This window comes from Tepidimonas sp. (assembly GCF_046292505.1).
GTDB lineage: Bacteria > Pseudomonadota > Gammaproteobacteria > Burkholderiales > Burkholderiaceae_C > Tepidimonas.
This window is the reverse complement of sequence record NZ_JBKBQX010000012.1, coordinates 32,980-52,578: the sequence shown is the minus strand read 5'-3', so window position 1 is coordinate 52,578 and position 19,599 is coordinate 32,980. Positions and strand designations below refer to the sequence as shown.

Sequence of the window (19,599 nt, the reverse complement as noted above, 5' to 3'; positions counted from 1 at the left end):
GGCCGCGGGCGGACGGGCCCCCGCGCCCCGCGGCGGAGGGACGGGCGTAGGTCGAGTCCCCCAGGGTCGACCCCACCTCGCCCAGCGTGGAGTCGAGCCCGGACGGCACATCGTCCGCGACCGGGGCGCGGGAGGGAGCGGCGCGCTGGCGCAGGGCATCAAACATGGTCGGTCCTCGGTGGCGGTGCCCAGGCGGGCTGGTGCAGCCCCCCTGGGGCGATGCGGTCGCGGATCAGGGCGGCGTCCATTTGGGGATACACCCGGCCATCGGCGTCCCGCCAAGCGCTGCGCCATGGGTCCGGCGCAGCAGCCGGCGTCAACGGCGCGGGGCCGCGCAGCCCCGGCAGCCGGTCCACGCACAGCGCCAGGGGCAAACCGGTGGCGGGGGCCAGGATCAGCCAGTGGGTCGGCACGGGCCAGTGCGGGCCACCCACACCACCGGCAGGCGGCAGACCCAGCGCCTCGACCCAGTCGATGAGGGCGACCACCGCCCCGCGCACACCGGCGACACCCCGCACCCACGGTCGGGTGTGCGGCAGCGGCTGCACCGGCAGGGGGGACACGATCTCGCTGGCATCGGTGAGGGGCAGCAGCACCTCGACGCCCCGCCAACTCAAGGCCATCCAGCCCGGGCGCACCGGCTCGCGCACAGCCGCCGCGAGCCGCCGGGCCAGATCGGCCTGAAACGCCGACAGACCATGCGAGCGCTGTGCCGAATGCTCAACCGGCGCCGCCATCGCCCTCTCCGCTGGCCGCCAGAATCGCCTCGATCTTGCCGAGCAGCACGGCCGGATCGAGCGGCTTGGTCAGATAATCGCGCGCCCCCTGCCGCAGGCCCCAGACGCGATCGGTCTCCTGGCGCTTGCTGGAGCAGATGACGATGGGCACACCGGCATAGGCCGGATGGCGGGCAATCGTTCGGGTGAGCGCAAAGCCGTTGGTCCCCGGCATGACCACATCCATCAGAATCAGGTCGGGCCGTTGGGCCTCGAGCGCGCGCCACGCCTGCTCGGCATCGTAGGCGCTGCGCACTTGGTAGCCATGGCGCGTGAGCAGATGGCGCAGATACACCTGCTCGGTGCGCGAATCGTCGACCACCAGGATGTCCTTCACGGCCGCCGCTCCGCCGCCCGCTACGGCGCCTCCGCCACCGCGCCGGCAGGGGCGTAGCGCGCCACCGCCTCCAGCAGCCCCTCGGCCGTGAACGGCTTGGGCAGATGATCGCTGGCGCCGGCCAAGCGGGCACGCGCAATGTCAAACACCCCATCGCGCGAGGACAGCATCACCACCGGCACGGCCGCAAAGCGCGGGTGGCGCTTGATGATGGCGCAGGTCTGGTAGCCGTCCAGCCGCGGCATCAGAATGTCGCAAAAGACCAAGTCCGGCGCAAAGTCGTGGATCAGCGCCAGCGCCTCGAAGCCGTCGGCCGCCAGCAACACCTCGTGCCCCCCGCCGCGCAAGGCGCGCTCGGCGCTGCGGCGCACGGTCAGGCTGTCGTCGACCACCAGCACCTTGCGAGTCGTGGCAGGGCGGGGGTCCATGGCCGGTGCGGGCGTCGGGGGCGGGGTGTCAGATCTGCACCATCTCGAAATCTTCCTTGCGCGCGCCGCATTCCGGGCAGGTCCAGTTGACCGGCACGTCCTCCCAGCGGGTGCCCGGCGCGATGCCATGCTCGGGGTCGCCCGCCGCCTCGTCGTAAATCCAGCCGCAGATCAGGCACATCCAGGTACGGTTTGGGGTGGTCATGGCAGGTGGGTCAGGCGCGTCCAAGTAGAATGGGCTCATTGTAGCCACGGCCCCCGCGCCCCATGCCCGAGACCCCGACCGCTGCCAGCGAAGCGCCGGCCCGCCCGCCTTGCGTGCTGTGCTTCAATGCCAGCGACCCCAGCGGCGCCGGCGGACTGGCGGCCGACCAGACCGCCATCGCCAGCGCGTCATGCCATGTGCTGCCGGTGGCCACTTGCGTGTGGTTGCGCGACACGCGCCACCTGCACGGCCACCATGCGCTGGAGGCCGACTGGATCGACGATCAAGCCCGTGCCGTGCTGGAAGACGTGTCCGTGGCGGCGATCAAGGTGGGCTTTGCCGGCAGTCCGGCCGGGCTGGCCGCCATCGGCGCCATCCTGAGCGACTACGACGAACTGCCCGTGGTCACCTACCTGCCCGAGCTGGCCTGGTGGACCGACGGCGAGCGCGAGGCCTACCTGGAAGCCTGCGAGGCGTTGGTGCTGCCCCAGACCGATGTGCTGGTGGGCAACCACCACACCCTGGCGCGCTGGCTGCTGCCCGATTGGGACGACGAGCGCCCGCCCGGCCCGCGCGACATCGCCCGCGCGGCGGCGGTGCACGGCGTGCCCTACACCCTGGTCACGGGCCAGGCGCGCGGCGAGCGCATCGACAACCATCTGGCCTCGCCCGAGGTCGTGCTCGCCCACGCCGAGTTCGAGCGCATCGACGCCACCTTCATCGGGGCTGGCGACACGCTCTCCGCCGCCCTGACCGCGCTGCTGGCACACGGTAGCGAGCTCTCGCAAGCCGGCGCCGAGGCGCTGGGCTACCTGGACCAGGCGCTGGCCCATGGCTTTCAGCCCGGCATGGGCCACGCCGTGCCCGACCGACTGTTCTGGGCCGACGACGACAGTGCCGACGCCCCGGACGAATCCTCTCCCTCACCATGACCGACCGCAATCAACTCTTGTTCGACCGCGCCAAGGCCGTCATCCCCGGCGGCGTCAACTCGCCGGTGCGCGCCTTCCGCGCCGTCGGCGGCACGCCGCGCTTCATCACCCGCGCCGAAGGCCCCTACTTCTGGGACGCCGACGGGCGGCGCTACATCGACTACATCGGCTCGTGGGGGCCGATGATTCTCGGCCACGGCCATCCGGAGGTGGTCGAGGCGGTGCAGGCCGCCGTGCGCGACGGTTTTTCGTTCGGCGCGCCCACCGAGCGCGAGATCGAACTCGCCGAAGCCATCATCCGCCTGCTGCCGAGCCTGGAGATGGTGCGCCTGGTCAGCTCCGGCACCGAGGCCGGCATGAGCGCGATCCGCCTGGCGCGCGGCGTCACCGGCCGGCCCAAGATCATCAAGTTCGAGGGCTGCTACCACGGCCATGCGGACGCGCTGCTGGTCAAGGCCGGCTCGGGGCTGGCGACCTTCGGTCACCCCACCAGCGCCGGCGTGCCGCCGGAGGTGGTGCAGCACACGCTGGTGCTCGAATACAACAACGTCGAGCAGCTGGAAGCGGCCTTCGCCGAGCATGGGCCGCAGATCGCCGCGCTGATGATCGAGCCGATCGCCGGCAACATGAACTTCGTGCGCGCCAGCGTGCCGTTCATGCGCCGCTGCCGTGAGCTGTGCACGCAGCACGGCGCGCTGCTGGTGTTCGACGAGGTCATGACCGGCTTTCGCGTCGCGCTGGGCGGTGCGCAAAGCCTCTACGCGCGCCTGATCCCGGGCTTTGCGCCGGACATGACGGTGATGGGCAAGGTCATCGGCGGCGGCATGCCGCTGGCGGCCTTCGGCGGCAAGCGCGCGGTGATGGAACAGCTCGCCCCGCTCGGGCCGGTCTATCAGGCCGGCACGCTGTCGGGCAACCCGGTGGCCACGGCCTGCGGGCTGGCCACGCTGCGCGTCATCCAGCGCCCGGGCTTCTTCGAGCAACTGGCGGCGCGCACGCGTGCGCTGGTGGAAGGCCTGAAGGCCGAGGCCGACCGCGCCGGCGTGCCGTTCAGCGTCGACAGCGAAGGCGGCATGTTCGGCTTCTTCCTGCTGCCCGAGCTGCCGCAAAACTACGCGCAGGTGATGGCCAGCGACGCACAGCGCTTCAACCGCTTCTTTCACGGGATGCTGGAGCGCGGCGTCTACTTCGCCCCGGCGCTGTACGAGGCCGGCTTCGTCAGCGCGGCTCACGCCGAGGCCGACATCGAGGCGACGTTGCAGGCCGCGCGCGCCGTTTTGACCACCCTGTAAGCCGCGCATGCCCACCCGTCGTGACTGTGTGCTGGGCGTGGCTAGCAGTCTGGCCGCAGGACTGGCTGGGGTGCTGGGCCTGCCCGGCATCGGGCACGCCGTCCCCGCCCGTCGCCGCTACGGCCATCTGATCGCGGTCGGCGGAGCCGAGGATCGCCAGCGCGACCGGCTGATCCTGCGCCGCTTTCTGGAGATCAGCGGCGGCCCGCAGGCGCGCCTGCTGGTGCTGACCGCCGCCAGCAGTGATCCGGCTGCCGCCTGGGAAGGCTACCGCCGCGTCTTCGAGGAGCTGGGGGCGCAGCGCGTCGAGCCGCTCGACTTCCGCAGCGCCGAGGAGGCCAACGACCCCGCAGCGGTGCAGCGCATCCTCGACGCCGACGGCATCTACCTGAGCGGCGGCGACCAGCGCCGGCTCATGGCCGCGCTGTGGGAGACCGCGGCGGCGCGCGCCCTGCACCTGGCCTTCCATGTGCGCGGCTGCTGCATCGGCGGCACCAGCGCGGGGGCGGCAGCGCTGTCGCGGCAAATGCTGGCCATTGGCGAGCCCACGCTGCGGCCCTACCGCGACGCGGTGTCGCTCGACATCGGCCTGGGGCTGCTCGCCAGCGCCATCATCGACCAGCACTTCAACGAGCGGCACCGCCTCGGACGGTTGCTGTCGGCGCTCGCCCTGCGGCCGGATCTGCTGGGCGTGGGCATCGACGAGGACACCGCGCTGCTGATCGAGCGCGGCCGGGCCATCGAAGTCCTGGGCAACGGCGCCGTGACCCTGGTGGACGGTCGCCAGATGCGCTCCAACGTGCGCGAGGCGGATCCCGAGCAGCCGCTGCAGCTGCTGGACGTGCGCGTGCACCTGCTGCCGGCCGGCACCCGCTACGAGCTGGTGGACACCGACCCGGACACGCCTGCCCCGCCACCGGCCCTGCGGCAGGCGCTCGAGTTGCTGGTTCGCCCCGGTCCCATCCGGGGCTGAGGCCTGCGCCCCATCACAGCAAACGGGCCAGCAAGGCCCCGTGGGCCGGCCCCTCCAGCGGCACCCAGACGCGCAGCGGATTGCCGGCCGCCACCTCGATCGCACGCCCCTCGGCGTCCTGCATCGCCGCCAGCGTCACCACGCGGTTGCCGCGCGGGTGGATGACCTCCAGCCGGTCGCCGACGGCAAAGCGGTTCTTCGTCTCCACCTCGGCCCAGCCGTCGGCGCGCACACCAACGACGTCCCCCACATACTGGCTGCGGGTGGGCGCGGAATGACCGCTGGCGTAGTTCTGATAGTCCTGCGCCGGCCGGCGCTCCAGCAGTCCGCTGGTGTAGCCGCGGCTGGCCAGCCCCTCCAACTCCGCCAGCAGGCTGGGGTCGAACGGCCGGCCCGCCACCGCGTCGTCGATCGCGCGCCGGTACACCTGCGCGGTGCGCGCCACGTAGTACACGCTCTTGGTGCGGCCCTCGATCTTGAGCGAGTCGACGCCGATGCGCACCAACCGCCCCACATACTCCACCGCGCGCAGGTCGCGGCTGTTGAGGATGTAGGTGCCGTGCTCGTCCTCCATCACCGGCATCAGCTCGCCGGGGCGCGAGGTCTCCTCCAGCAGCCAGACGCGGTCCGCCAGCGGATGGCGCCGCCCGTCGCCGGTGGTGGCCGGCGCCGCTTGCCACTGCGCCTCGGCCTGCGCCTGCTCGCGCGCGAAGTCGAAGTCGGCGCCCAGGCGTGCCGCTTCGCCCTCGCCGTCCGTGCCCGCCGCGCCACCGCAGCCGGTGCTGCAGCCCGTGGGGGCCAGCGGCTGCACGTCGCCGGCGTCGGTCCCGGCGGTCGCGTGCGTGCGGTAGCCCCAGCGGCAGGCGTTGGTGCAGGTGCCCTGGTTGGGGTCGCGGCGGTTGAAGTAGCCGCTCAGCAGGCAGCGCCCGGAGTAGGCGATGCACAGCGCGCCGTGCACGAACACCTCCAGCTCCACGTCCGGGCAGGCGTCGCGGATCTGCGCGATCTCCTCCAGGCTCAGCTCGCGGCTCAGGATGATGCGCGCCACCCCGGCGCGCTGCCAGAACTTCACCGCCGCCCAGTTGGTGGTGTTGGCCTGCACCGACAGGTGGATGGGCACCTCGGGCCAGCGGCCGCGTTCCATCTCCTCGCGCACCAGCATGATCAGGCCCGCGTCGGCCATGATCAGCGCATCCGGCCGCAGCGCCACCACCGGCGCCAGGTCGCGCAGGTAGGTGCGCACCTTGTCGTTGTGCGCGATCAGGTTGCTGGTGACGAAGAAGCGCTTGCCGCGCGCGTGCGCCTCGGCGATGCCCTGCGCGATCTGCTCGAGGCGAAATTCGTTGTTGCGCGCGCGCAGCGAGTAGCGCGGCTGGCCGGCGTAGACGGCATCGGCGCCGAAGTCGAAGGCCGCGCGCAGGTGCGCCAGCGATCCAGCCGGCAGCAGCAGTTCGGGAATCCGCAAAGTCATGCGTAATGGTAGCGGCCCGCTCGCGAGCGGGGCAAACGAAAAACGGCCCCCGAGGGGGCCGTTCGGCAGGGCAAACGCCGCGGCGTCAGACCGTCACGGCCTTGGCGGTCTCCGCGTACTCCTCGATTTGGTCGAAGTTCATGTAGCGGTAGACCTCGCCGGCCTTCTGGTTGATGACGCCCATCTCGGCCATGTACTCCTCCACCGTCGGCAGGCGCCCCAGGCGCGAGGCGATCGCCGCCAGCTCCGCCGAGGCCAGGAACACGTTGGTGTTGCGGCCCAGGCGGTTGGGGAAGTTGCGGGTGCTGGTGGAGACGACCGTGGCGCCCTCGCGCACCTGCGCCTGGTTGCCCATGCACAGGCTGCAGCCGGGCATCTCGGTGCGCGCGCCGGCGGTGCCGAAGGTGGCGTAGTAGCCTTCCTTGATGAGCTCGTTCTGATCCATCTTGGTCGGCGGCGCCACCCACAGCCGCACCGGGATGTCACGCTGGCCGTGCAGCAGCTTGGCCGCGGCGCGGAAGTGGCCGATGTTGGTCATGCACGAGCCGATGAAGGCCTCGTCGATCTTGGTGCCGGCCACCTCCGACAGCGGGCGCGCATCGTCCGGGTCGTTGGGGCAACACAGGATCGGCTCCTTGATCTCGTTGAGGTCGATCTCGATCACGGCGGCGTATTCGGCGTCGGGGTCGGCCTCCAGCAGCTCCGGCTTGGCCAGCCACGCCTCCATCGCCTTGATGCGGCGGGCCAGCGTGCGGGCGTCCTGGTAGCCGTCGGCGATCATGTTCTTGAGCAGCACGATGTTGCTCTGCAGGTACTCGATGATCGGTTCCTTATTGAGCTTGATCGTGCAGCCCGCCGCCGAGCGCTCGGCCGAGGCGTCCGACAGCTCGAACGCCTGCTCCACCTTCAGATCGGGCAGACCCTCGATCTCCAGGATACGGCCGGAGAAGATGTTCTTCTTGCCCTTCTTCTCCACCGTCAGCAGGCCCTGCTTGATGGCGTAGTAGGGAATGGCGTGCACCAGGTCACGCAGCGTGATGCCGGGCTGCATCTGGCCCTTGAAGCGCACCAGCACGCTCTCGGGCATGTCCAGCGGCATGACGCCAGTGGCGGCGGCAAACGCCACCAGCCCGGAGCCAGCCGGGAAGCTGATACCGATCGGGAAGCGCGTGTGGCTGTCGCCGCCGGTGCCGACCGTGTCGGGCAACAGCATGCGGTTGAGCCACGAGTGGATGACGCCGTCGCCCGGGCGCAGGCTGACGCCGCCGCGGCTGCTGATGAAGGCCGGCAGCTCGCGGTGCATCTTGACGTCCACCGGCTTCGGATAGGCCGCCGTGTGGCAGAACGACTGCATCACCAGATCGGCCGAGAAGCCCAGGCAGGCCAGGTCCTTGAGCTCGTCGCGCGTCATCGGGCCGGTCGTGTCCTGGCTGCCGACGGTGGTCATCTTGGGCTCGCAGTAGGTGCCGGGGCGGATGCCCTTGCCTTCCGGCAGCCCGCAGGCGCGACCCACCATCTTTTGCGCCAGCGTGTAGCCCTTGCCGCTGTCCACCGGCGCCTTGGGCAGGCGAAACACCGTGGAGGCCGGCAGACCCAGGAACTCGCGCGCCTTGCCCGTCAGGCCGCGGCCGATGATCAGGTTGATGCGGCCGCCGGCACGCACCTCGTCCAGCAGCACCTCGCTCTTGAGCTGGAAGGTGGCGATGACCTCACCGTTCTTCTCGATCTTGCCGTCGTAGGGGTAGATGTCGATGACGTCACCGAACTCGATCTTGCTGACATCCACCTCGATCGGCAACGAGCCGGAGTCCTCCTGCGTGTTGAAGAAGATCGGCGCGATCTTGCCGCCCAGCGTGACGCCGCCGTAGCGCTTGTTGGGCACGTAGGGAATGTCGTGGCCGGTCCACCAAATGACGCTGTTGGTGGCCGACTTGCGGCTGGAGCCGGTGCCCACCACGTCGCCGACGTAGGCCACCAGGTGGCCCTTCTCCTTGAGCTTTTGCAGCACGCTGATCGGGCCGCGCTTGCCGTCCTCGTCCGGCTCGAACGGCGCGTCCGGGCGCTTGTTCTTCAGCATCGCCAGCGCGTGCAGCGGGATGTCCGGGCGGCTCCAGGCGTCCGGCGCGGGCGAGAGATCGTCGGTGTTGGTCTCGCCAGGCACCTTGAAGGCGGTGACGGTGATTTTCTTCGGCACTTCCGGACGCGACAGGAACCACTCCGCATCCGCCCAGCTCTGCATGACGGCGCGCGCGAGCGCGTTGCCCGCCTGCACCTTCTCGGCCACGTCGTGGAAGGCGTCGAACATCAGCAGCGTCTTCTTCAGACCCTCGGCCGCGATCGGCGCCACCTCGGCGTCGTCCAGCAAGTCGATCAGCGGCTTGACGTTGTAGCCGCCCACCATCGTGCCGAGCAACTCGGTCGCTTTGGCCTTGCTGATCAGCCCGACCTGGATGTCGCCATGGGCCACGGCGGCCAGGAACGAGGCCTTGACCTTGGCCGCATCGTCCACCCCCGGCGGCACGCGATGCGTCAGCAGGTCCAGCAGAAACTGCGGATCCTCGCCCGCGGGCGGGTTCTTGATCAGCTCGATCAGGTCGGCCGTCTGCTGCGCATTCAGCGGCAGCGGCGGGATGCCCAGCGCGGCGCGCTCGGCCACATGGTCACGATAGGCTTGCAACATGGTGTGTGCTCCAGTCGGTGGAAATCTCATCGAAAGTGGCCGCGCACCGTCTCGGGCAGCGCCACGCCGGTGGCGTGGGCCCGCTCCAGCACCTGCCAAAAGTAGCGGAAAGACGCGCGGTCGTGCAAATGCCCCTGGTGGGATATCGGGGCCCAATCGGCCGCGGCGGCGCGGCCGATGATCTCGGCAGCCTGCTCGACCTCATCGGGTCGCGGCCGAAACGCCGCGACGATGGGCTCGATCTGGTCGGGGTGGATGCTCCACATGCGCGTGTAGCCGAAAGCCCCGGCGGCGCGCTCGGCGGCGCGCCGCACCGCGTCGCGGTCGCGAAACTCGGTCACCACGCCGTGCGACGGCACCTTGCCGTGCGCATGTGCGGCGCTGGCGATCTCCAGCTTGGCACGACAGACCAGCGGATGCTCGAACTGCCCCTGCACCGTCATCGCCGCGGCGGGAATCGCCCCGCCGTGCGCGGAGACGAAGTCCATCAGCCCAAAGCTGAGCGACGCCACGCGCGGATGCGCGGCGATGTCGAACGCGCGGTGCACCGCCGCCGGCGACTCGATCAGCGCGTGCAGCGGCAGCGCGGGCGCGCCGGCGGCATCGACCGCCGCCACGGCACGCGCGACGTCGGCCACCGACTCGACCTTCGGGATCATCACGTGCGTCAGGCGCGCGCCGACGGCGCCGACGATGGTGGCCACGTCGGCCTCGAAGGCCGGGTGGTCGACCGGGTGCACCCGCACACCCACGCGCGGGGGCACCGGCGCGGCCCAGTCCAGCCCGCGCACCAGTTCGACCACCAGCGCGGCGTGCTCGGCCTCGCCCCCCACCGGGGCGCCGTCCTCGCAATCCAGCGTGACGTCGAACAGGCACGTCCCGTGGCGCGCAGACCACTCGGCCTGCAGGTCCAGGCTCTTGCGCATGCGTGCCTCGACACCTGCATAGTGGTCGCAGGCCGGCAGCCAGACCGCCCCGGCCTGGGCCCCAAGCAACACCTCGCGCGGATGGCGCGATGGGGCCGACGGGGGCGTGGACATGCGCGCGTCCGTCCTGTTCAGATCAGGTGCGCGACGCCCTGGCGCTCTTCTTCCAGCTCGGCCAGGGTCTTGTTCAGGCACTGCTGGCTGAAGTCGTCGATCGGCAGGCCTTCGACCACCGTGTACTCACCGTTGGCACAGGTGACCGGGAAGCCGAACATGACGTCTTGCGGAATGCCGTACCAGCCCTGCGACGGGATACCCATGGTCACCCACTTGCCGTTCGTGCCCAGCGCCCAGTCGCGCATGTGGTCGATGGCAGCATTGGCGGCCGAGGCCGCCGACGACAGGCCGCGCGCCTCGATGATGGCCGCACCGCGCTTGCCGACCGTGGGCAGGAAAACGTTGCGGTTCCAGTCCTCGTCGTTGATCATCGCCTTGACCGACTGGCCCTCGATGGTGGCGAAGCGGTAGTCGGCGTACATCGTCGGCGAGTGATTGCCCCACACGCACAGCTTCTCGATGCTGGAGACCGGCTTGCCGGTCTTGGCCGCGATCTGCGACGCGGCGCGGTTGTGGTCCAGGCGCAGCATCGCGGTGAAGTTCTTCGCCGGCAGGTCGGGCGCCGACTTCATGGCGATGTAGGCGTTGGTGTTGGCCGGGTTGCCCACGACCAGCACCTTGACGTTGCGCGACGCCACGGCGTTGAGGGCCTTGCCCTGCACCGTAAAGATCTGCGCATTGGCGGCCAGCAGGTCCTTGCGCTCCATGCCGGGGCCGCGCGGACGCGCGCCGACCAGCAGCGCGTAGTCGGTGTCCTTGAACGCACCCATCGGGTCGCTGTGCGCCTCCATCCCGGCCAACAGCGGGAAGGCGCAGTCCTCCAGCTCCATCATCACGCCCTTGAGGGCTTTTTGCGCTTTCTCGTCGGGAATCTCGAGCAACTGCAGAATCACCGGCTGGTCCTTGCCCAGCATCTCGCCGGAAGCGATGCGAAACAGCAGCGCATAACCAATCTGGCCGGCGGCACCGGTGACGGCCACGCGGACGGGCTTTTTGCTCATGGAAATCTCCAAAGGGGAACGTGGGGATGAACGGCGCGAGTGTACTCTGGTAAACCCGGAGGCGTCAATTTGTCTTATGTCTTATATAAGATATGATTGCGACCATGAGACCCGACGGCCCGCTGTCCGCCCGCCCCCCGACCCCCGCCTTGGGCGCGGAGGGTTCGGCCGTCGGCGCCGCGCCAGCCGCCAGCACCTCCACGCCCGCCTTCAGTCCGCTCTATCAGCAGATCAAGACGCTCATCCTGCACAGCCTGCAGGCCGGCGAATGGAAACCGGGGGACCTGATCCCCAGCGAAACCGAGCTGGCCGCCCGCTTCAAGGTCAGCCAGGGCACGGTGCGCAAGGCCATCGACGAGCTGGCGGCCGACAACCTGCTGGTGCGCCGGCAAGGCAAGGGCACCTTCGTCGCCACCCACGCCGAGCAGCACATCCAGTACCGTTTTCTGCGGCTGCACCCCGACGTGGGCACGCTGGACAGCGAAGGCCCCGCGATGCGCGAGGTGCTGGGCTGCCGGCGCATGCGTGCCAGTGCCGAGGTGGCCGCCGCCCTGCAACTGCGCGCGGGGGATGCGGTGGTGCAGGTCAGCCGCGTGCTCAGCTTCCAGGGCATGCCGACGATCCTGGAGGATCTCTGGCTGCCCGGCGGTCCGTTCCGCGGCCTGACGCTGGAGACGCTGTCCGAGCACGCCGGCCCCATGTATGCCCTGTTCGAGACGCAATTCGGCGTGCGCATGGTACGCGCCGAAGAGCGCATCAAGGCGGTCGCCGCCAGCGAGACGGCCGCCGAGCGCCTGCAGGTCCCCGCCGGCACCCCGCTGCTGAGCGTGGAACGCTTGGCCTATACCTACAACGGCGTGCCGATGGAACTGCGCCGCGGCCTGTACCGCACCGACCGGCACCACTACCGCAACGAGCTCAGCTAGTCCTTTGTCCACCCCTTCGTCATGCTGCATTGCAATAGAATGTGACAGTTCCCCGTCAGCGACCTGATGAACCATAACGAGTTCGCCGTCATGGCCGCCAACGGCCTTGCCGACCATGGTGGCACGTTCTGACCCCCAGGAGAAAACCCCATGACGCCCTTGCGCCCTGCGCGGCCCGAGTTCCGCAACATCAATGCCTTCAAGGACCTGACGACCTACCGCCTGCCGCCGGCGGGCTGGGTGTCGATCCTGCACCGTGTCAGCGGCGCCCTAATGTTCTTGCTGCTGCCGTTCGTGGTCTGGATGATGGACACCTCGCTGTCATCGGAGTTGTCCTACGGCAGCTTCACGGCGGCCTTCTCTGCGGGGATCGGGTTCCTGCCCGGCTGGTTCGTCAAACTGGTGGCGCTCGCGCTGATCTGGGCCTATCTGCACCACTTCTGCGCCGGTGTGCGCCACCTCATCATGGACGCCACCCACAAGGTGGACAAGGCCTACGGTCGCTCGTCGGCCATCGTCACGCTGGCGCTGAGCATCGGCTTGACGGTCGTGCTGGGCGCCAAGCTGTTCGGCCTGTACTGATTTTCCCCTGACGGAGTAACGACAAATGGCAGTCAACTACGGCTCCAAGCGCGTCGTCACCGGCGCCCACTATGGCCTGCGCGACTGGATGGTCCAGCGCGTCACGGCGGTGCTCATGGCCCTCTTCACCGTGATCCTGCTGGCGCAGGTCATCTTCACGGCCGGCCCCATCGGGTACGAAACCTGGGCCGGCATCTTTGCGGCGCAGTGGATGAAGTTCCTCACCTTTGCCGTGGTGATCGCGCTGGCGTGGCACGCCTGGGTGGGTGTGCGCGACATCTGGATGGATTACGTCAAACCCGTGGGCCTGCGCCTGGCCCTGCATGTGTTCACCCTCGTCTGGCTGGTCGGTTGCACGGGCTGGGCGTTTCAAGTGCTTTGGAGGCTGTAAGCCATGACCCTGACTGCGAACCTTCCCCGCCGGCGCTTCGACGTGGTGATCGTCGGCGCCGGTGGCTCCGGCATGCGCGCGTCGTTGCAGCTGGCGCGCGCCGGCCTCAACGTCGCGGTGCTGTCCAAGGTGTTCCCGACGCGCTCGCACACCGTGGCCGCCCAGGGCGGCATCGGGGCGTCGCTGGGCAACATGTCCGAGGACAACTGGCACTACCACTTCTACGACACCGTCAAGGGCTCGGACTGGCTCGGTGACCAGGACGCCATCGAGTTCATGTGCCGCGAGGCGCCCAAGGTCGTCTACGAGCTGGAGCACATGGGCATGCCGTTCGACCGCAACCCGGACGGCACCATCTACCAGCGCCCGTTCGGCGGCCACACCGCCAACTATGGCGAAAAACCGGTGCAGCGCGCCTGCGCCGCCGCCGACCGCACCGGTCACGCCATGCTGCACACGCTGTACCAGCAGAACGTCGCCGCGCGCACCACCTTCTTCGTCGAGTGGATGGCGCTGGACCTGATCCGCGACGCCGACGGCGACGTGGTCGGCGTGACCGCGCTGGAGATGGAGACCGGCGACGTCTATATCCTGGAGGCCAAGGCGACGCTGCTGGCCACCGGCGGCGCTGGGCGCATCTACGCCGCCAGCACCAACGCCTTCATCAACACGGGCGACGGCCTGGGCATGGCGGCGCGCGCCGGCATTCCGCTGCAGGACATGGAGTTCTGGCAGTTCCACCCGACCGGCGTGGCTGGCGCGGGCGTCCTGCTGACCGAGGGCTGCCGCGGCGAGGGGGCCATCCTGCTCAACAGCAACGGCGAGCGCTTCATGGAGCGCTATGCGCCGACGCTCAAAGACCTGGCGCCGCGCGACTTCGTCAGCCGCTGCATGGACCAGGAGATCAAGGAAGGCCGCGGCTGCGGGCCGAACAAGGACTACATCCTGCTCAAGCTCGACCACCTGGGCCCCGAGACGATCCACAAGCGCCTGCCCTCGGTGTACGAGATCGGGATCAACTTCGCCAACGTCGACATCACCAAGGAGCCGATCCCGGTGGTGCCGACCATCCACTACCAGATGGGCGGCATCCCGACCAACATCAACGGCCAGGTCGTCGTGCCGGACGGCCAGGGCGGCCAGAAGGTGGTCAACGGCCTGTACGCGGTGGGCGAGTGCTCGTGCGTGTCGGTGCACGGCGCCAACCGCCTCGGCACCAACTCGCTGCTGGACCTGCTGGTGTTCGGTCGCGCGGCCGGCAACCACATCGTGGCCCACCTCGACCGCGGTCGCGAGCACAAGAATCTGCCCAAGGACGCGGCCGACCGCACGCTGGAGCGGCTCAGCCGCCTGGAGTCGCGCACCGATGGCGAGTATGCGCAGGCCGTGGCCAACGACATCCGCGCCACGATGCAGCAGCACGCGGGGGTCTTCCGCACCCAAGCCAGCATGGACGAGGGTGTGCGCAAGATCAACGCGCTGCGCGAGCGCGTCGGCGCCATCGTGCTCAAGGACAAGTCCAAGGTGTTCAACACGGCGCGCGTGGAGGCGCTGGAGGTGGAAAACCTGATCGAGGCCGCCCAGGCCACGATGACCTCCGCCGCCGCCCGCCACGAGTGCCGCGGTGCGCACACCGTCAAGGATTACGAGCGCGGCCCGGACGACGCCGAGTGCCCGCTGGGCCGCAACGACAAGGTGTGGATGAAGCACACCCTGTGGCACAGCGCCGACAACTCCCTGACCTACAAGCCGGTCAACCTCAAGCCGCTGACGGTCGAGTCGATTCCGCCCAAGGTCCGCACGTTCTGACGTCCCCACGCCGGAGGTTTTTCCATGGCCAAACGCATCTTCAAGATCTACCGCTACGACCCGGACAAGGACGCCAAGCCCTACATGCAGACGCTGGAGGTGGAGCTGACCACCGAGCGCATGCTGCTGGACGCGCTGATCAAGCTCAAGGAAATCGACCCGACGCTGGCGTTTCGCCGCTCGTGCCGTGAGGGCGTCTGCGGCTCCGACGCGATGAACATCAACGGCAAGAACGGGCTGGCGTGTCTGACCAACCTGCGCACGCTGCCCGACACCATCGTGCTCAAGCCCCTGCCGGGCCTGCCCGTGGTGCGCGACCTGATCGTGGACATGACGCTGTTCTTCAAACAGTACCACTCGATCAAGCCGTACCTCATCAACGAGACCCAGCCGCCCGAAAAGGAGCGCCTGCAATCGCCCGAGGAGCGCGAAGAGCTCAACGGCCTGTACGAGTGCATCCTGTGCGCCAGCTGCTCCACCAGTTGCCCGAGCTTCTGGTGGAACCCGGACAAGTTCGTCGGCCCGGCCGGCCTGCTGCAGGCCTACCGCTTCATCGCCGACAGCCGCGATCAGGCCACCAGCGAGCGGCTGGACAACCTGGAAGACCCGTACCGGCTGTTCCGCTGCCACACCATCATGAACTGTGTCGATGTGTGCCCCAAGGGGCTCAACCCCACCAAGGCCATCGGCAAGATCAAGGAACTGATGGTGCGCCGCGCCGTCTGACCGCCCCGCGCTCACGGACCCGGCCATGGACGACCGCGCACGGCTCGACGAACGCCAGCTCAGCAAGCTGCGCTGGCGTTGTCGCCGCGGTCTGCTCGAAAACGACCTGTTCATCGAGCGCTTCTTCGATCGGCATGGCGAGGCCCTCACCGTGCGGCAGGCCCGCGGCCTCGAAGCGCTGATGGACCTCAGCGACAACGATCTGCTCGACCTGTTGCTGCGCCGCCGCGAGCCCGACGGCGCGCTGGCGGCCCCCGAGGTCGTCGACGTGCTGGCCCTGCTGCGCACCCCGCCGCGGGCCGATGCGCCGTCATCCCCGTAGCTCCCCCGCTAGACCCTAGGAATCCGCATGAAACTTCAAGACCACAAAGCCACGCTGTCGTTTTCCAACGGCGCGCCCAGCGTCGAGCTGCCGATCTACTCCGGCACCGTGGGTCCGGACGTGATCGACATCCGCAAGCTCTACGCCCAGACCGGCATGTTCACCTACGACCCCGGGTTCCTGTCCACGGCGTCGTGCCAGTCGTCCATCACCTACATCGACGGCGACAAGGGCGAGCTGCTCTACCGCGGCTACCCCATCGAGCAGCTCGCCACACAGTGCGACTATCTCGAAACCTGCTATCTGCTGCTGTACGGTGAGCTGCCCAACGCCCAGCAAAAGGCCGACTTCAGCCAGCGCGTGACCATGCACACCATGGTCAACGAGCAGATGCAGTTCTTCCTGCGCGGCTTCCGCCGCGATGCGCACCCGATGGCGGTGCTCACGGGCCTGGTCGGCGCCATGTCGGCCTTCTACCACGACAGCACCGACATCAACAACCCGCAGCATCGCGAGATTGCGGCCATCCGCCTGATCGCCAAGCTGCCCACGCTGGTGGCCATGGCCTACAAGTACGGCATCGGCCAGCCGTACATGTATCCGCGCAACGACCTGAGCTACGCCGGCAACTTCCTGCGCATGATGTTCGGCACACCGTGCGAGGAGTACAAGGTCAACCCGGTGCTCGAGCGCGCGATGGACCGCATCTTCATCCTGCACGCGGACCACGAGCAAAACGCCTCGACCTCCACGGTGCGCCTGTGCGGCAGCTCCGGCACCAACCCGTTTGCGGCCATCGCCGCCGGCGTGGCCTGCCTGTGGGGTCCGGCCCACGGCGGCGCCAACGAGGCGTGCCTGAACATGCTGGAAGAAATCCAGGCCATGGGCGGCGTGGACAAGATCGGCGAATTCATCGCCAAGGTCAAGGACAAGAACTCGGGCGTGCGCCTGATGGGCTTTGGCCACCGCGTCTACAAGAACTACGACCCGCGCGCCAAGCTGATGCAGGAGACCTGCAACGAAGTGCTGGGCGAGCTGGGGCTGGAGAACGATCCGCTGTTCAAGCTGGCCAAGACGCTGGAGAAAATCGCGCTGGAAGACGACTACTTCGTGCAGCGCAAGCTCTACCCCAACGTGGACTTCTACTCCGGCATCGTGCAACGCGCCATCGGCATTCCGGTCAACCTGTTCACCGGCATCTTCGCGCTGGCGCGCACCGTGGGCTGGATCGCCCAGCTCAACGAGATGATCAGCGACCCCGAGTACAAGATCGGCCGCCCGCGCCAGCTCTTCACCGGCGCGGCCAAGCGCGACGTCGTGCCGATCGCCCAGCGCTGATCGGTCCGGGCGGCGGTGCCCGCGTGTTCAACCTCGGCACCGCCGTTGACGCGCCCCGTTCGTCGCGGCCTACAATGGCAGGCCGCCCACGCCTTTTCCCTCCGCCATGGGACGCACCCTTTACGACAAGATCTGGGACGAGCACGTCGTCCACACCGAGGAGGACGGCACCGCCATCCTCTACATCGACCGCCATCTGGTGCACGAGGTGACCAGCCCGCAGGCTTTCGAGGGGCTGCGCGTGGCCGGCCGCAAGCCGTGGCGCGTGTCGTCGGTGGTCGCCACCGCCGACCACAACACCCCCACCACCGGGTGGGAGCACGGCTACGACGGCATCGCCGACCCGATCAGCAAAGAGCAGATCATCACGCTGGATGCCAACATCCGCGAGTTCGGGGCGGCGGCGTATTTTCCGTTCCTGAGCAAGCGGCAGGGCATCGTGCACGTCATTGGGCCGGAAAACGGCGCCACCCTGCCCGGCATGACCGTGGTGTGTGGCGACAGCCACACCAGCACCCATGGCGCCTTTGGCGCACTGGCGCATGGCATCGGCACCAGCGAGGTCGAGCATGTGCTGGCCACGCAGACGCTGCTGGCCAAGAAGGCCCGCAACATGCTGATCCGCGTCGAGGGGACGCTGCCGCGCGGCTGCACGGCCAAGGATATCGTGCTGGCCATCATCGGCCGCATCGGCACCGCCGGCGGCACCGGCTACACCATCGAGTTTGGCGGCAGCGCCATCCGGGCGCTGAGCATGGAAGGCCGCATGACGGTCTGCAACATGGCCATCGAGGCGGGCGCGCGCGCCGGCTTGGTGGCGGTCGACGACAAGACCCTCGAGTACGTGCGCGGCCGGCCCATGGCCCCCAGCGGGGTGGAGTGGGATCAGGCCGTCGCCCATTGGCGCACCCTGCACTCCGACCCCGACGCCCACTGGGACGCCGTCGTCGAGCTGGATGCCACCCAGATCCTGCCCCAGGTCACCTGGGGCACCTCGCCCGAGATGGTGCTGCCCGTGACCGAGCGTGTGCCCGATCCCGACAAGGAGAAGGACCCCGTCAAGCGCAGCGCCATGGAGCGCGCTCTGCAGTACATGGGCCTGCAGCCGGGCAAACCGCTGACCGACATCGCCGTGGACAAGGTCTTCATCGGCTCATGCACCAACAGCCGCATCGAGGACATGCGCGAAGCGGCGGCCGTCGTGCGCAAGCTCGGCCAGAAGGTGGCGCGCAACGTCAAGCTCGCGATGGTCGTGCCCGGATCCGGCCAGGTCAAGGAGCAAGCCGAACGCGAGGGGCTGCACGAGATTTTCCGCGCCGCGGGCTTCGAGTGGCGCGAGCCCGGCTGCTCGATGTGTCTGGCCATGAACGCCGACCGGCTGGAGCCGGGCGAGCGCTGCGCCTCGACCAGCAACCGCAACTTCGAAGGGCGCCAGGGCGCGGGTGGGCGCACGCACCTGGTCAGCCCGGCCATGGCGGCGGCAGCGGCCATTCACGGCCACTTCGTCGACGTGCGCCAATTCATCTAACCCCCCCAAGGAGTTCACCATGAAACGCGCGCTGTGCTGCACCCTCGCTTGTCTGGGCCTGCTGCTTGCGGGCTGCAACACGGTTCAGGGGCTCGGCAAAGACATCCAGAAAGGTGGCCAGGTCATCCAGGACGCTGGCAAGAAATAAATGGAGCGTTTCACCATCCACAAGGGGCTCGTCGCGCCCATCGACCGGGAAAACGTCGACACCGACGCCATCATTCCCAAGCAGTTTCTCAAGTCGATTCGCAAGACCGGCTTCGGCCCCAACCTGTTCGACGAGTGGCGTTATCTGGACCAGCCGGGCCAGCCCGGCGTGCCCGAGAGCCAGCGCAAGCCCAACCCCGACTTCGTGCTCAACCAGCCGCGCTACCAGGGTGCCAGCATCCTGCTGGCGCGCAAGAACTTCGGCTGCGGCTCCAGCCGCGAGCACGCGCCGTGGGCGATCCAGCAGTACGGCTTTCGCGCGCTGATCGCGCCGAGCTTCGCCGACATCTTCTTCAACAACTGCTTCAAGAACGGGCTGCTGCCGATCGTGCTGCCGGAGGCCACGGTCGACCGCCTGTTCCACGACGTCTACGCCTTCCCCGGCTACGAGCTGACGATCGACCTGGAGCGCCAGGTCATCGTGCAGCCCGACGGCGCCGAGATCGCGTTCGAGGTGCAGCCGTTTCGCCGCTACTGCCTGCTCAACGGGCTGGACGACATCGGCCTGACGCTGCGCCACGCCGACAAGATCCGCGCCTTCGAGGCCGAGCGGCTGGCGCGTTTCCCGTGGCTGGCGCGCACCTTCGCCGGCTGATCGATCGCCCCACGCTCCCCGCGCGGCTGGGTTCGGC

The 19,599-nt window shown here is 68.8% G+C and carries 21 protein-coding genes; 13 read left to right on the top strand and 8 right to left on the bottom strand.

Going from position 1 to position 19,599, the window contains the following annotated elements; genetic code table 11:
• Positions 1-158: 158 nt before the first annotated feature.
• The 4 genes from ACK4TH_RS07315 to ACK4TH_RS07300 are packed head-to-tail and all read right to left on the bottom strand — an operon-like array spanning position 159 to position 1,746.
• Complete coding sequence (locus ACK4TH_RS07315) at positions 159-737, bottom strand: chemotaxis protein CheW (RefSeq protein WP_409624403.1); 579 nt, start codon at positions 735-737, stop codon at positions 159-161.
• Positions 721-1,113: a PleD family two-component system response regulator gene (locus ACK4TH_RS07310; RefSeq protein WP_409624400.1), complete on the bottom strand. Its 393-nt coding sequence runs from the start codon at positions 1,111-1,113 to the stop codon at positions 721-723. Before ACK4TH_RS07310 ends, ACK4TH_RS07315 begins: the two co-directional genes overlap by 17 nt.
• Before the next feature lie 20 nt (positions 1,114-1,133).
• Positions 1,134-1,541 (bottom strand): response regulator, encoded by a 408-nt coding sequence (locus tag ACK4TH_RS07305; RefSeq protein ID WP_409624397.1) that lies wholly within the window; start codon positions 1,539-1,541, stop codon positions 1,134-1,136.
• A 28-nt stretch (positions 1,542-1,569) separates the two neighbouring features.
• Positions 1,570-1,746, bottom strand: a complete 177-nt coding sequence (locus ACK4TH_RS07300; protein ID WP_082955266.1) for a rubredoxin — start codon at positions 1,744-1,746, stop codon at positions 1,570-1,572.
• A gap of 62 nt (positions 1,747-1,808) precedes the next feature.
• Here ACK4TH_RS07300 and ACK4TH_RS07295 point away from each other — a divergent pair, with 62 nt between their 5' ends.
• The 3 genes from ACK4TH_RS07295 to ACK4TH_RS07285 are packed head-to-tail and all read left to right on the top strand — an operon-like array spanning position 1,809 to position 4,943.
• Positions 1,809-2,678, top strand: coding sequence for a hydroxymethylpyrimidine/phosphomethylpyrimidine kinase (locus ACK4TH_RS07295; protein ID WP_409624393.1), 870 nt, complete (start codon positions 1,809-1,811; stop codon positions 2,676-2,678).
• A complete protein-coding gene (gene hemL, locus ACK4TH_RS07290; protein WP_409624390.1) occupies positions 2,675-3,970 on the top strand; it encodes a glutamate-1-semialdehyde 2,1-aminomutase in 1,296 nt (431 codons plus the stop codon). The genes ACK4TH_RS07295 and hemL overlap by 4 nt, the downstream gene beginning before the upstream one ends.
• A gap of 7 nt (positions 3,971-3,977) precedes the next feature.
• Entirely contained in the window at positions 3,978-4,943 is a 966-nt protein-coding gene (locus tag ACK4TH_RS07285; RefSeq protein ID WP_409624387.1) for a cyanophycinase, read from the top strand.
• A gap of 13 nt (positions 4,944-4,956) precedes the next feature.
• Here ACK4TH_RS07285 and yegQ read toward each other — a convergent pair whose 3' ends face one another.
• From yegQ to ACK4TH_RS07265, 4 genes are all read right to left on the bottom strand, one after another.
• Positions 4,957-6,414, bottom strand: coding sequence for a tRNA 5-hydroxyuridine modification protein YegQ (gene yegQ / locus ACK4TH_RS07280; RefSeq protein ID WP_409624384.1), 1,458 nt, complete (start codon positions 6,412-6,414; stop codon positions 4,957-4,959).
• A gap of 85 nt (positions 6,415-6,499) precedes the next feature.
• Entirely contained in the window at positions 6,500-9,094 is a 2,595-nt protein-coding gene (acnB, locus tag ACK4TH_RS07275) for a bifunctional aconitate hydratase 2/2-methylisocitrate dehydratase (protein ID WP_409624381.1), read from the bottom strand.
• Positions 9,095-9,120: 26 nt separating this feature from the next.
• On the bottom strand, positions 9,121-10,134 hold the full coding sequence (locus ACK4TH_RS07270) for an HpcH/HpaI aldolase/citrate lyase family protein (protein ID WP_409624378.1): 1,014 nt from the start codon (positions 10,132-10,134) through the stop codon (positions 9,121-9,123).
• Positions 10,135-10,151: 17 nt separating this feature from the next.
• Entirely contained in the window at positions 10,152-11,138 is a 987-nt protein-coding gene (locus ACK4TH_RS07265; protein WP_409624375.1) for a malate dehydrogenase, read from the bottom strand.
• A 104-nt stretch (positions 11,139-11,242) separates the two neighbouring features.
• Here ACK4TH_RS07265 and ACK4TH_RS07260 point away from each other — a divergent pair, with 104 nt between their 5' ends.
• From ACK4TH_RS07260 to leuD, 10 genes are all read left to right on the top strand, one after another.
• Positions 11,243-12,064 carry a GntR family transcriptional regulator gene (locus tag ACK4TH_RS07260; RefSeq protein WP_409624372.1) on the top strand — a complete coding sequence of 274 codons (822 nt, stop codon included), beginning with the start codon at positions 11,243-11,245 and terminating at the stop codon, positions 12,062-12,064.
• A 150-nt stretch (positions 12,065-12,214) separates the two neighbouring features.
• Positions 12,215-12,646: a succinate dehydrogenase, cytochrome b556 subunit gene (gene sdhC, locus ACK4TH_RS07255; RefSeq protein ID WP_409624369.1), complete on the top strand. Its 432-nt coding sequence runs from the start codon at positions 12,215-12,217 to the stop codon at positions 12,644-12,646.
• Between the two features lie 25 nt (positions 12,647-12,671).
• The gene (sdhD, locus tag ACK4TH_RS07250) at positions 12,672-13,037 is read left to right on the top strand and encodes a succinate dehydrogenase, hydrophobic membrane anchor protein (protein ID WP_409624366.1); all 366 of its coding nucleotides are present in this window, start codon (positions 12,672-12,674) and stop codon (positions 13,035-13,037) included.
• Between the two features lie 3 nt (positions 13,038-13,040).
• Complete coding sequence (gene sdhA / locus ACK4TH_RS07245) at positions 13,041-14,846, top strand: succinate dehydrogenase flavoprotein subunit (RefSeq protein WP_409624363.1); 1,806 nt, start codon at positions 13,041-13,043, stop codon at positions 14,844-14,846.
• A 24-nt stretch (positions 14,847-14,870) separates the two neighbouring features.
• Positions 14,871-15,572 carry a succinate dehydrogenase iron-sulfur subunit gene (locus tag ACK4TH_RS07240; protein ID WP_068606612.1) on the top strand — a complete coding sequence of 234 codons (702 nt, stop codon included), beginning with the start codon at positions 14,871-14,873 and terminating at the stop codon, positions 15,570-15,572.
• A gap of 25 nt (positions 15,573-15,597) precedes the next feature.
• The gene (locus tag ACK4TH_RS07235) at positions 15,598-15,894 is read left to right on the top strand and encodes a succinate dehydrogenase assembly factor 2 (RefSeq protein WP_409624360.1); all 297 of its coding nucleotides are present in this window, start codon (positions 15,598-15,600) and stop codon (positions 15,892-15,894) included.
• Positions 15,895-15,921: 27 nt separating this feature from the next.
• Positions 15,922-17,232 carry a citrate synthase gene (gltA, locus tag ACK4TH_RS07230; protein WP_409624357.1) on the top strand — a complete coding sequence of 437 codons (1,311 nt, stop codon included), beginning with the start codon at positions 15,922-15,924 and terminating at the stop codon, positions 17,230-17,232.
• Positions 17,233-17,338: 106 nt separating this feature from the next.
• A complete protein-coding gene (leuC, locus tag ACK4TH_RS07225; protein ID WP_409624354.1) occupies positions 17,339-18,760 on the top strand; it encodes a 3-isopropylmalate dehydratase large subunit in 1,422 nt (473 codons plus the stop codon).
• A gap of 19 nt (positions 18,761-18,779) precedes the next feature.
• A complete protein-coding gene (locus ACK4TH_RS07220) occupies positions 18,780-18,908 on the top strand; it encodes an entericidin A/B family lipoprotein (protein WP_068606618.1) in 129 nt (42 codons plus the stop codon).
• Positions 18,909-19,562 carry a 3-isopropylmalate dehydratase small subunit gene (leuD, locus tag ACK4TH_RS07215; protein WP_409624351.1) on the top strand — a complete coding sequence of 218 codons (654 nt, stop codon included), beginning with the start codon at positions 18,909-18,911 and terminating at the stop codon, positions 19,560-19,562.
• Positions 19,563-19,599: the final 37 nt, after the last annotated feature.